This is a genomic window from Soehngenia longivitae (assembly GCF_004684055.1).
GTDB lineage: Bacteria > Bacillota > Clostridia > Tissierellales > Tissierellaceae > Soehngenia > Soehngenia longivitae.
The window spans coordinates 245,241-257,241 of the sequence record NZ_SRIB01000002.1; the positions used below are offsets into that span (position 1 = coordinate 245,241).

General features: G+C 32.5%; 13 protein-coding genes and 2 tRNA genes. 10 read left to right on the plus strand and 5 right to left on the minus strand.

Annotated features, from left to right (window positions below; translation table 11 throughout):
• Window positions 1–263 precede the first annotated feature (263 nt).
• The 4 genes from E4100_RS02700 to E4100_RS02715 all read right to left on the minus strand — a co-directional run bounded on the left by E4100_RS02700 (window position 264) and on the right by E4100_RS02715 (window position 1,763).
• On the minus strand, window positions 264–632 hold the full coding sequence (locus tag E4100_RS02700; protein WP_135270495.1) for a hypothetical protein: 369 nt from the start codon (window positions 630–632) through the stop codon (window positions 264–266).
• A gap of 337 nt (window positions 633–969) precedes the next feature.
• Window positions 970–1,046: transfer RNA gene (locus tag E4100_RS02705), tRNA-Pro, on the minus strand.
• Window positions 1,047–1,167: 121 nt separating this feature from the next.
• Window positions 1,168–1,656 (minus strand): pyridoxamine 5'-phosphate oxidase family protein, encoded by a 489-nt coding sequence (locus E4100_RS02710; RefSeq protein WP_135270496.1) that lies wholly within the window; start codon window positions 1,654–1,656, stop codon window positions 1,168–1,170.
• Window positions 1,657–1,676: 20 nt separating this feature from the next.
• Window positions 1,677–1,763 (minus strand) — tRNA-Leu (locus tag E4100_RS02715).
• Between the two features lie 113 nt (window positions 1,764–1,876).
• Between E4100_RS02715 and E4100_RS02720 the strand changes: the two genes are divergently transcribed.
• The 7 genes from E4100_RS02720 to E4100_RS02750 all read left to right on the plus strand — a co-directional run bounded on the left by E4100_RS02720 (window position 1,877) and on the right by E4100_RS02750 (window position 9,388).
• Window positions 1,877–2,377: a type 1 glutamine amidotransferase domain-containing protein gene (locus tag E4100_RS02720; protein WP_135270497.1), complete on the plus strand. Its 501-nt coding sequence runs from the start codon at window positions 1,877–1,879 to the stop codon at window positions 2,375–2,377.
• A gap of 281 nt (window positions 2,378–2,658) precedes the next feature.
• Complete coding sequence (locus E4100_RS02725) at window positions 2,659–3,972, plus strand: aspartate kinase (RefSeq protein WP_209315237.1); 1,314 nt, start codon at window positions 2,659–2,661, stop codon at window positions 3,970–3,972.
• Between the two features lie 13 nt (window positions 3,973–3,985).
• Window positions 3,986–4,969 carry an aspartate-semialdehyde dehydrogenase gene (locus tag E4100_RS02730; RefSeq protein ID WP_135270499.1) on the plus strand — a complete coding sequence of 328 codons (984 nt, stop codon included), beginning with the start codon at window positions 3,986–3,988 and terminating at the stop codon, window positions 4,967–4,969.
• Entirely contained in the window at window positions 4,966–6,162 is a 1,197-nt protein-coding gene (locus E4100_RS02735; protein WP_167792054.1) for a homoserine dehydrogenase, read from the plus strand. Before E4100_RS02730 ends, E4100_RS02735 begins: the two co-directional genes overlap by 4 nt.
• Window positions 6,163–6,171: 9 nt before the next feature.
• Window positions 6,172–7,620 (plus strand): threonine synthase, encoded by a 1,449-nt coding sequence (thrC, locus tag E4100_RS02740; RefSeq protein WP_135270501.1) that lies wholly within the window; start codon window positions 6,172–6,174, stop codon window positions 7,618–7,620.
• 10 nt (window positions 7,621–7,630) lie between these two features.
• The gene (gene thrB / locus E4100_RS02745) at window positions 7,631–8,485 is read left to right on the plus strand and encodes a homoserine kinase (protein ID WP_167792055.1); all 855 of its coding nucleotides are present in this window, start codon (window positions 7,631–7,633) and stop codon (window positions 8,483–8,485) included.
• Window positions 8,486–8,542: 57 nt separating this feature from the next.
• Window positions 8,543–9,388, plus strand: a complete 846-nt coding sequence (locus E4100_RS02750; RefSeq protein WP_135270503.1) for a VOC family protein — start codon at window positions 8,543–8,545, stop codon at window positions 9,386–9,388.
• Between the two features lie 25 nt (window positions 9,389–9,413).
• On the opposite strand, the gene E4100_RS02755 is transcribed toward E4100_RS02750, so the two are convergent.
• Complete coding sequence (locus tag E4100_RS02755; RefSeq protein ID WP_135270504.1) at window positions 9,414–10,004, minus strand: GerMN domain-containing protein; 591 nt, start codon at window positions 10,002–10,004, stop codon at window positions 9,414–9,416.
• Window positions 10,005–10,211: 207 nt separating this feature from the next.
• On the opposite strand from E4100_RS02755, the gene E4100_RS02760 reads away from it, so the two are divergent.
• The 3 genes from E4100_RS02760 (at window position 10,212) to E4100_RS02770 (ending at window position 11,828) form a co-directional block, all read left to right on the plus strand.
• Window positions 10,212–10,718 (plus strand): dihydrofolate reductase, encoded by a 507-nt coding sequence (locus E4100_RS02760; RefSeq protein ID WP_135270505.1) that lies wholly within the window; start codon window positions 10,212–10,214, stop codon window positions 10,716–10,718.
• Between the two features lies 1 nt (window position 10,719).
• Window positions 10,720–11,064 (plus strand): tRNA-binding protein, encoded by a 345-nt coding sequence (locus E4100_RS02765; protein WP_209315230.1) that lies wholly within the window; start codon window positions 10,720–10,722, stop codon window positions 11,062–11,064.
• A 62-nt stretch (window positions 11,065–11,126) separates the two neighbouring features.
• A complete protein-coding gene (locus E4100_RS02770; protein WP_135270506.1) occupies window positions 11,127–11,828 on the plus strand; it encodes an FAD-dependent oxidoreductase in 702 nt (233 codons plus the stop codon).
• Window positions 11,829–12,001 lie beyond the last annotated feature (173 nt).

A 12,001-nucleotide genomic window follows, 5' to 3' on the forward strand; every position in this document is an offset into this window, starting at 1 on the left:
TTCTCTTTTGTCTTCCACAGGATAAGCGGTGCTACACTCACCTAATATTCCGATGAGAGTTTAATAAGAGCTTTTGATCTTTTGTATTTCCAGTAAAACTTTAACTTTAAAGTCGGATGTATATGTATTTTTAATGATTTCATTTTATTATAAATTCAAGCTTTCAGTTTTCTTAATTTATGAGAGCTTTTTGTGGTAAAGACCAATGTGGATAGACTCTTAAATATGTAGACAGAACTCGGAGCGAATTACCTGATATTAAATTATTTTTTGGAATATTTTTCTTCTATCTTTTTTATGGTATAGTCAGCTAATCCGACACTTATGATAAAGGCAACTATCAAACAAACTAGTTGCAAAACATCAGCGATTGGGCTTATACCCATAGTGTTTCTAAAAACCAGATCGAGTAAGAAGAAAAAAACGAGAAAATACACTATTGTAAAAAACCATATAAACATACTATTGCCCCCTACAAAGTAATCCTCATTATTTATAGCAACACCTTCTGCAATCAAATCATAAGACTCCAAAATGTAATCCAAAGTTTCGAAAGAATATTCGCATGATTCATATTCTTCGACAGTATTAAATCTAAATGGTAGTTCATCTTCCCCATTTCCAAAGGACACATCGCCAAAACTTCTAGCAACTCAGTTTCCGCCGAGATTAATGATTTGAGGATAGTGATAAAAGAATTGTTGTCGGCTTTTACTAAGTTTCACTTGACTACGTTAAATATTGCTTTTCACAAACATTGTACTACCGCTGATGGATAGTGTCAAATAATCGTTGGAAAACAATAAAAAATATGAGGTTCTAAGAACATCTATTAGCTTTTTTCATGCTTTCTTTTTTTACTTTTTATCGGGGTTTCATCTATTGCAAAACTTAAGTTTTCCATTTTTTGAGCATAAAAATAAGAGTGTCCTTGATAGGAAACTCAAATCCTATCAAAGACACTCTGTATGGTCGGGGTGAGAGGATTCGAACCCCCGGCCCCATGGTCCCAAACCACGTGCGCTACCAAACTGCGCTACACCCCGATATCTTACCGACTTTTATATTATATAACACTGTGTTAAAAGATGCAATAGTTTTTTTAAAAATATTATGCCGCGCTAAATGCAAGTTAAAATGAAACACTTTTATCTCTGTTAAAATTTGCTATTTACTTTTTTCTCTTACCAATTCAATAGCTTCTTTTCCAGTCATATGATGAATATCAATAGCTATAATTAGAGCATTTTTACAATTACTTATCTCTTTTTCTTTATCTTCTCTCTTTTGATCTTTAGAATATTTTTCCACAAGTGCTCTAAAAGCCTCTAAATGTTCATCGCCTTCAGCAATTCTAGCCTTCCCAAAGGCTATTACACTTCTGAAATAAGTAGTATATTCAGCACTTACAATCTTATCTTCATCTACTACTGCAAATGATACTTTAGGATTTTTTGCGATGGCATCGACCTTGTGCCCACTTTTTGCTGAATGAAAATATATCTTACCATTGTGATACACATAACTCAACGGCACTGCGTAAGGATAGTCATCATCTCCAATACATGCAAGTATACCATTTGTACATCTATTTAAGACTTTTTCTACCTCGTCTTCGCTTAGCTGTTGGTTTTTTCTTCTCATTTCTCTAAACATATTTATCTCCCAAAATGATTTGGTGCAGGTAACAGGAGTCGAACCTGCATGAAGTTACCTTCACTAGAACCTGAATCTAGCGCGTCTGCCAATTCCGCCATACCTGCAACTAACTATAATTATATATAAAGCAAAAAGAACATTCAATATAAATTTATAGGTTAAGAAAAATTTATTTCGGGTACATAATAAATGTATCAAATTAATTGGAGGGGTTTAAATGAAAAAAGTAGCTATTTTATTAGAAAATATGTTTGATGAGCAGGAATTAATATTTCCTTATCATAGACTTAGAGAAGACTTTGAAGTTAGTTTAGTCGGAAGTGAAAAAGACAAAGTATATGAAAGTAAATCAGGATTTAAAATTAAAAGCACCCATGCTTCAGATGAAATAAATCCAGAAGAGTATTCTGGTTTAGTGATTCCTGGCGGATTCTCACCTGATTTTATGAGGAGAAATGAAAATACAAAAGCTTTGGTTAAAAAATTCAATGAATTAAACAAACCGATTGCTGCAATATGCCATGGGCCATGGATGCTAGCATCGTGCTGTGACTTAAAGGGAAGAGAAGTAACATCTTTCTATAGCATTAAAGATGATTTAGTAAATGCTGGAGCAAAATGGGTAGACAAAGAGGTTGTCGTTGATGGGAATTTAATAACATCAAGAAATCCTAATGATCTTCCAGCATTCATAAAAGAATTTATAAAGAAGATTTAAAAAATTCTTGACATGACTCCTTTAACGCTATAAAATAATAAAAAACGATGAGGGTTGAAAGTAAGTTAGATATTTACTAAAAGAGAAGAAAGTTCACCGGCTGAAAGACTTTCGTAGTAAAACTAACTGAAATACCGCTTCCTGAGTTCTCATTCTGAAATATAAGTAAGTTTGAGCGTTGGCTAGACGTTATTAGTTTGTCTTTATTTAGGTGGATACAAGTGCGCTTGTCCTTTTTAGGATGAGCGCAATTTTTTTAAGGAGTGGATAAAATGAATGATATTGTCATATCAAAATTTGGGGGGAGCTCATTAGCCACTTCCAGTCAATTTAAGCGAGTTAAAGAAATAGTAGATAGCAATAAAATGATAAAAGTTGTAGTGCCGTCTGCACCTGGTAAAAGAGATGAAAAAGATCATAAAATCACAGATTTATTGTATATGTGTTATCAACTTTCCTCACATGGACTTAAATTTGATGATATTTTTAAGATGATAGCTGAGAGGTTTTTTGAAATTTGTGATAGTCTTTCAATAGACATAGATCTTGAAAATATTTTAGAAGAGATAAAGATCAATATAGAAAAAAATAAAGGCAGAGATTATTGTGCTAGTAGAGGTGAATATATAAATGGTATTTTGCTCGCAAAGTATTTAGGATATGAGTTCATAGATGCAAGTGATGTCATCTTTTTCAATGAGTCTAATGAAATTGATGAAATAAAAACAAATGAAGCTCTTCGAGAAAAAATAAGTATGGATGATGATATTAAATATGTAATTCCCGGATTTTACGGTTCGTTTATGTCTGAGGTGAGGACATTTTCAAGAGGAGGGTCAGATATAACCGGTTCAGTTATCGCTAATGCTCTGGATGCTAAGCTGTATGAAAATTGGACAGATGTATCTGGATTTTTAGTAGCAGATCCTAAGATAGTAGAAAATCCTAAAGAAATTGATTTAATAACTTATAAAGAACTTAGAGAATTATCCTATATGGGAGCTAAAGTATTGCATGAAGAGGCAATATTTCCAGTAAAGAAAAAAGGAATTCCAATACAGATAAAAAACACAAATAGACCTCAAGACAAAGGCACTTTAATTGTACCTGAGACATGGGAAAAAAATAGAGAACATTTAGTAACTGGAATTGCTGGGAAGAAGAACTTCACAGTAATCACCGTTGAAAAAACTTTGATGAATAGTGATAAGAGCTTTTTAAGAAAGCTAGTATCTGTATTTGAAACAAATGATATATCAATCGAGCACATGCCATCAGGCATTGATTCCATATCTGTTGTGGTTTCTGACGAAGAACTAAACGGGAAACTCTCAAAGATAAAAGAGGAAATGAGAATTTATTTAAATCCTGACAATATAATTTCATCTTCAAATATGGCACTAGTTGCAGTAGTTGGGAGAGGGATGATAAGAACAAAGGGGATTTCAGCAAGAGTATTTACTGCTCTTTCAAGTAATGGAGTAAATATTCGCATGATATCACAAGGCTCTAGCGAATTAAATATAATCATAGGGATTGAAAATAGTGATTTTGAAACAGCGATCAAAGCTATTTACAAAGCATTTTATGAATAAGGAGGACTTTGCGATGGTAAAAGTAGGAGTAGTGGGAGCATCAGGTTTAGTTGGAAGAAATATAGTGAGCATATTAGAAGAAAGAAAATTTCCTATAGAGGAATTGAGACTATTCGCCTCAGCTAAATCAAAGGATAAGGAAATATTTTTTAATGATAAAGTTATTAAAATTGAAGAATTAAATGAGGCTGTATTTGAATCTGACTTAGACTTATTGTTTTTTGCTGCTGGTAGTGATGTCAGCAAAAAGTATATACCTGAATTGATGAAAAGAGGCATAATTTGTATAGACAATAGCTCTAATTTTAGGATGAGAGAAGATGTTGGACTTGTTGTACCAGAGGTAAATCCAGAAGATGTTAATTTAAATAAAACTCTAATAGCAAATCCAAATTGTTCTACAATTCAAAGTGTGGTAGCACTAAAACCTATTTACGATAAATTTGGGATAAAAAGAATCATATATTCAACTTACCAAGCTGTATCTGGCTCTGGACAAAAGGGATTAAATGATTTAGACAAAGGAAGAAATGATTTTTACCCTTATCCAATTAAAAATAATGTTATTCCACATATTGATGAATTTCTAGAGAATGGATACACAAAAGAAGAAATGAAGATGATAAATGAAACCAAGAAAATCCTTCATGACGAAGATTTAAAAATAACTGCTACAACAGTTAGAGTTCCCGTTAGATTTGGGCATAGCATTTCTATAAATGTTGAATTGAAATCCAATTTTGACTTAGATGAAATCAAAGTGCTTTTGAGCCAATTTAATGGGATAAAGGTTGTTGACGATGTAAAAAACAATCAATACCCAATGCCTATTATTGCAGAGAAAAAAGATGAAGTTTTTGTGGGTAGAATAAGGAGAGATTTAAGCATAGAAAATGGATTAAATTTATGGGTAGTAGCAGACAATATCAGGAAAGGTGCAGCAACAAATGCTATACAGATTGCAGAAGTGATTTTAAAGGAAGGAGTGATTTCGTGATAAATATTGGTCTTATTGGGTTTGGGACTGTAGGAGTTGGTGTGTACAACACATTTATGGAAAGAAAAGACTATCTGGAAATGCTCCTACAAAATGAGCTCAATATAAAGAAAATTTTAGTAAAGAACATTGATAAAGAGAGAAACGTAAAAGTAAATAGAGAGCTTTTAACATCAAATGAAGATGATTTTTTTTCAGATAATGATATAGAAATTATCATTGAGGTTACCCCGGGTGCTTCTGATGCTTATAGATATGCTAAAAAAGCTCTTTTAGGAAACAAGCATTTTATTACTTCAAATAAAGCATTAGTCAGTGCATATTATGAAGAGCTTTCGACTTTGTTTGAAGAAAAGAATTTAAAATTTTTATATGAAGCGAGTGTAGGGGGTGCAATACCTATCGTTCGAGAGATGAAAGAGCAAATTAAGCTAAACGAAGTAACTAATATTCGCGCGATCTTAAATGGAACAACAAACTTCATATTGACTAATATATATGAGAAGAATATAAGTTTTTATGAGGCATTAAAGACTGCTCAAGAGTTAGGATATGCTGAACAAAATCCAAGTGATGATATTGATGGTTTAGATTCTATGAGAAAAATTAGAATACTTTCAACACTGGGATTTGGGACTAGCATAGTAGAAGATGATGTTTTAGTAAATGGCATTGGAAATGTTTCTTCTTACGACATAGATACACTTAAAAAGAGGGGTTTTAAAGTAAAGCTGATTGCATCTGCAATTGTTTCAAATGGTAGATATCAAGTGAGTGTATTTCCAACTGCAATAAATTCAAAGGACATATTTTACAATATAGATTATAGAAAAAATATAATTAGTTTCACAGGGGATAAAGTAGGAGAACTAAGTTTCATTGGAGAAGGTGCAGGGATGTATGAAACTGCAAATTCAGTTTTGTCAGATTTGATAGAAGTAATTTCAAATAAAGATTTTACAAGTCCATTAAGAGCGAGAGGACTTGAAAATTCAATATCAAACTATAAAGGTAATTTTTATGTAAGAATAAGCAATGAGAAAATAGATATCCCTAAAGAGTTCATTAGAGATATAGTATCAGAAGACAATCCATTTGTATTTACAACACATGAAATTAAAAATTTTGAACTAATTGAGTATCTTAAGAAAATCAGACAAAATGATTATTCAATCATAAAGATAGATAAATAGGGTGAGAAAATGGAATATATAAGTACAAGAGATAAAAACAACTCAGTAAGTTCGACAAAAGCTGTCATTGAAGGTATAGCTGAAGATGGAGGACTTTTTGTCCCCAAAGAGGTAAAGCCAATAGAGGATTTAAATTCTTTAGTCGGATATTCATATAACAAGCTATGCAAGTACGTCTTAAGTTATTTTTTTGATGATATAGATGATGGTTTAGATGAAGCCGTTGATAAAGCTTATGATGAAAAATTTAAAAATGGGGTTTTGAAGATAAGAGATTTAGGCGATATTGCTTTTTTAGAGCTTTATCATGGAGTTTCTCTTTCGTTTAAAGACATAGCTCTATCTATACTTCCACAGCTTATGAGATTATCAATGGAAAAAGAAAAAATACAAGAAGATATGCTCATCTTGACGGCTACATCGGGCGATACTGGGAAAGCAGCATTGGAAGGTTTTAAAAATCTAGAAAGATTTAAAGTTGCGGTATTTTTCCCAAATGATGGAGTGAGCTTTATTCAAGAAAGACAAATGATCACTCAGGAAGGGGACAACACATATGTATTTAGGTTAATGGGAAATTTTGACGATGCACAAAGAGAAGTTAAGGATTTGTTTTCAGACGCTGAATTTTTAGAAGAACTAAAGAAAATGAATTTAAGGCTTACATCCGCAAACTCGATAAATATAGCAAGATTAATTCCTCAAGTCGTCTATTATATTTACACATATTTAGAAATTTTAAATAGTGGGAAACTATCTAAAGGAGAAAAAATTAATTTTTGTGTGCCAACAGGCAATTTTGGGAATGTCCTTGCAGCATATTATGCACATAAATTGGGAGTGCCTATCAACAAGCTGATAGTTGCGTCTAATGAAAACAATGTGCTTTCAGATTTCTTTAAGACTAAGAAATACAATTCTAATAGAAAATTGATAAAAACGATATCTCCATCAATGGATATATTGGTTTCAAGCAATTTAGAGAGATTATTATTCGATTTAACTAATGATGATGAACTAATTAAAATGAAGATGAAGAGTTTAAAAGAAAGTGGCTATTATAGCATAGATGTAGATACAGATTTGTTTTATGCTGATTTTATGAAACAAGATGAGGTGGAAAGGCATATAAAAACTGTATTTGATAAGTACAATTACATAATTGACCCCCATACAGCTGTGGCTTTTGGAGTATACAACAAATACTTAGCTGAAACAAGAGATTTAACGTATACTGTAATAGTCTCAACCGCTAGTCCATATAAGTTTCCCAAAGAAATATTAAAAGCTTTTAATATAAGTGCAAAAGATGAATTAGACAGTATAAATAAGCTTGCTATTTTATCGGGTACTGAAATTCCGCCACAGATATTGGATCTTTTTAACAAGGGTCAGACGAGAGAAATAGTTGTTGATAAAGGAAAGATGAAAGAGAAATTATTAAATACTATAAAGTAAGGTGATTTATGTGTTTAGCATAAGAGTTCCAGCAACCAGTGCCAATCTTGGTGCAGGATTTGACTGTTTAGCACTTGCGATTGATATGTACAATACATTTACATTTACAGAAGCACCTAGAGGATTCAGAGGAGATAATTTAATATACAGATCGTATTACGCTGTTTTTGAACATTTTGGGGCAGAGATAATTGATATAAAAATAGATGTAGATAGCAATATACCCATCAGCAGAGGACTTGGTTCTTCTGCAAGCTGCATAGTAGCAGGAGTATTAGCTGCAAATAAAATCTTAAATTTTCCACTGAGTGATGGAGAGGTACTCAATTTCGCGAATGTAATAGAAGGGCATCCTGACAATGTTTCTGCAGCGCTTAATGGTGGAATTACAGTAAGCACAACTGAGAGTGGTAAAGTTTTAACAAATAAGATAATTCCAGCTGATTTATTTAAATTGGTCGCACTCATACCAGATTTTGAATTGTCCACTAAAGAGTCCAGAAGTGTTATACCGAGAGAGATATCTTTAGATGAAGCTGTATTTAATATACAAAGAACAGCACTTTTGCTTTCTTCTTTGATAAATGGCAACCTTGATTTTCTCAAATTTGCTACTGAAGATAAAATTCATCAGCCTTATCGTATGAAGTTGATAGAAAACTCTGATGAGATATTTCATATTGCATATGAATTAGGAGCATTAGCAGTGTTTTTAAGTGGAGCTGGCCCAACTATAATGTGTATTATAAAAAAAGATGATGATGAATTTAAGCCTAAATTGGACGACAAATTATTGAATATATCTGGAGGATGGAAAAGCTTTGAACATAAAATAGAAAATTATGGAGCGAAGATAATTAATTAGTTTAAATACAATTACGGAGGGTATATTATTGACACTAATATATAGAAGGTGGTCAATATGTCGAAATATCACACACATCCGTTGAGTTACCCAGTTAATCTGAAACTCAAAGTAATGGATATAGATAGAAGTTTGAAGTTTTACACAGAAATACTTGGGCTTACTGTTATTGAAGAAGGCAAAGAATTTAAGCTATCAGCAGATTTAAAGAATCCTCTGGTTATTTTACAATCACCAGAAAATCCTGTAATAAAGCCCCCTCATACTACAGGGTTATATCATTATGCAATAAAATTGCCATCTAGGCTAGATTTGGGGAAATTTATAAACCATGTTAAAGATAAAGAAGTGGAGATAGTAGGTGGAGCTAATCATGGAGTTAGTGAAGCTTTTTATATCGAAGATAATGAAGGAAATGGAATAGAAATTTATGTAGATACAGATGAGAAAAATTGGTTTGTAAATGGCGAACTAAAAATGGTCACAGATCCATTAGACTATAAAGGCCTTATGAACTTAGCTAAAAATGACAAATGGGAAAAAATACCCGAACAAACTGTATTAGGGCACATTCATCTACATGTGGATGATCTAGAAAAAAACGCTAAATTTTATGAATTACTGGGTTTCCAAAAAACACTGGAGTTACCTAATTCAGCTTATTTTTATTCCCAAGGGAAATATCACCATCACATTGGGTTTAATGTATGGAATGGAAGAAATATCCCAGCACCACCTGAGAACGCGATTGGATTAGAATATTATACTATCAAAGTATCAACAGAAGAAAAGCTCATGGAATTAGAGAGAAAACTTAAAGAAAATGATTATTTAGCTGAAAGAAAAGATGAAACGATCATCACAAAAGATCCTTCAGGCAGTAAAATAATATTAATAATATAATGCATAGCTTAAGCTATGCATTATATTATTCGTCAAATGATTCAAATGGTTCTTCGATACTTATATGACCCATTAATGTTTCGGCGGGGGCACCATCTATCAGAAATTGTACTCTTTCAACACTATCCAAACCAACTAATGAATTTACTACCTGAGCTATTATATAGCTTTCTTCCATGCTGCCACCATATAGACCATCTTGGGCAAAATTAACATAACAAGTCTTGTCTTCATCTACGGTAACATCTATTAACTTAACTGTACTTGGAAAACCTGTGCTCATATTTTCGGTATCTACTGGACCTTTCATTAATTCACGAATAACAGCTTCTTCCAGAGTTGTTCCTTCGTAATTGATTTCTCTTTTTTCTTCTAACAACCAATCGTATTCTTCATTTCCTGTTTCAACGTAATCATTATTAGCAAAGTAAAGTGTAACTTCTTCTGTGTAATCATCTTCAGGCTCTGGCTCTGTAACATTTCCATTATCAGGGTTTTCAATAGGAGTTTCATCTATTGGAGTATCTGGTTCATTAACTTCGCCATTATTATTTGAGCATGCTGCCAAAGACAATATCAATAGCAGTGATAAGCCCATAACTAAAAATTTTTTCATAACTATCTCCTTTCTCTACCTTTATCCTCATATAAATCATAACACGTTTACAATAAACATTCAATTTACGATTCTGTTACAATAAAACAGATTGTAGTATAATAAAATTAAATCAATGACTTATGGTTATATGAAGTCTAAAAAAGTCCTAAAAAAGAATCATATACCTAAGATTAATGTCATTAAAACAACTTAGGGGGATAGAATATGAACTTAATATTTGCAGTAGATGGAAATTGGAGAATAGGATCAAATGGCAAAATGCTTGTAACCATCGAAGAGGACTTGCACAGATTTAAAAGAATTACTGAAGGGCATATTGTTATCATGGGCAGAAAAACTGTGGAAGCATTACCAGAGCAAAAGCCTCTCGAAAACAGAACAAACATTGTAATAACAAGAAACAAAAACTTCAATAAAGAGGGATTTATTGTTTTAAACTCACTAGAGGATTTGTTTCCTTTGCTCAAAGAGATAAACCCAAATAAAGAAAAGGAAGTATTTGTTGCAGGTGGGGGAACTATCGCAAGACAATTATTACTTTTTTCAAATAGAGCTTATATAACAAAAATCTTCTTAGATTTCCCTAATGCTGATACATTCATACCCAATCTAGATTTAGATCCTGATTGGAGAGTTGTTAAAGAATCTGAAGTTTTCAAAGAGAACAACATATATTATAGATATGTCGATTACGAAAGGGTGAGGTATTAAAATGGCTGTAAAAGATATGATAACATTTGAAGATTTTTTAAAATTAGATATAAGAGTTGGGGAAATAATAGAAGCTGAATACTTTGAGAAAGCAAAAAAGCCAGCTTATAAATTAACTATCGATTTTGGGGAAGAAATTGGGATAAAGAAATCAAGTGCACAAATAACTTCTTTTTATACCGAAAACGATTTAATTGGGAAACAAATATTGGCAGTAGTCAATTTTCCTAAGAAAAACATAGCTGGTTTTCAATCAGAAGTTTTGGTACTTGGAACATACTCTGAAGGAGGAGTTGTCTTAGTAGTACCAGATAAGCGAATTAAGAATGGAGATACTTTAGGTTAAATCTGATGGAATTAGTAAAATATTGGGTATATAAGTGTAGAAAATGAAAGGGGAGAGTTATTGTGGAAAGTTTAAACAAAGAAATTGTACTTAAGAGAATAATTAAAGAAACTAGTGATATTTATTCTTTTGTATTTGATAAACCAAAAGATTATTCATGGCTTCCAGGTCAGCACACCGTGTTTAAGTTTAAAGAATTGAGGATTCCTCTAGCTGAAGATGAAAAAGAACACAGAATTTTTAGCATCGCCTCGGTAAAAGAAGAAGATGAATTTATGTTTTCTACAAGAGTTGTAGATGATTGCACTAATTTCAAAAAAAATTTACTTAAACTTGAACCTGGTGATACGATGCTCATAGATAAAGCCATGGGTAAATTTTTATTAGAAGACCTAAATAAACCCACAGTTCTAATAGCAGGCGGAATTGGGGTCACACCTATGAGAGCATTTTTAAAAGACATTCAGTTAAATAAGAAAGAGGTAAATCATATAAAACTACTTTATTCTGATGATAGAAATGAATTTGCTTATGAGAAAGAATTGCTGCAAATTGGGGAAGAAGTAAAAGGTGTAGAAGTTTTACTCATTTCAAATAGAGATCAATTTAATAAAGAAATAGATGAATTCGCAAATGAGTATAGTAACAACGGAAATTATTACATTTCTGGTTCTCCAGGGATGAATAAAATGTTTACAGAAAAGTTAATGAGTATGGGAATTGAAAAGCAGAACATAAAAACAGACTCCTTCCAAGGATATTAGAATCCACATTTTGTGGGTTCTTTTTCGTGTGCCCGGCATGGGAGACAGCTTAGCGGTGGAAGTCCGCCATGGGCTTGGTAGTGGGAACCATTAGCTAATGACAAGGGTGTCCATCGTGAGGTGGAATCTGAAGGAAGTCGGAGGCAAAATCCCGGCTCGATGAACAAGAACCG

Bases quoted from the DNA above. Each gene is read 5' to 3' on its own strand.
- E4100_RS02730 (WP_135270499.1), top strand. From the start codon at position 3,986: ATGGTAAAAGTAGGAGTAGTGGGAGCATCAGGTTTAGTTGGAAGAAAT.
- E4100_RS02760 (WP_135270505.1), top strand. From the start codon at position 10,212: ATGAACTTAATATTTGCAGTAGATGGAAATTGGAGAATAGGATCAAAT.
- E4100_RS02755 (WP_135270504.1), bottom strand. From the start codon at position 10,004: ATGAAAAAATTTTTAGTTATGGGCTTATCACTGCTATTGATATTGTCT.
- E4100_RS02750 (WP_135270503.1), top strand. From the start codon at position 8,543: ATGTCGAAATATCACACACATCCGTTGAGTTACCCAGTTAATCTGAAA.
- E4100_RS02765 (WP_209315230.1), top strand. From the start codon at position 10,720: ATGGCTGTAAAAGATATGATAACATTTGAAGATTTTTTAAAATTAGAT.
- thrC (WP_135270501.1), top strand. From the start codon at position 6,172: ATGGAATATATAAGTACAAGAGATAAAAACAACTCAGTAAGTTCGACA.
- E4100_RS02720 (WP_135270497.1), top strand. From the start codon at position 1,877: ATGAAAAAAGTAGCTATTTTATTAGAAAATATGTTTGATGAGCAGGAA.
- E4100_RS02710 (WP_135270496.1), bottom strand. From the start codon at position 1,656: ATGTTTAGAGAAATGAGAAGAAAAAACCAACAGCTAAGCGAAGACGAG.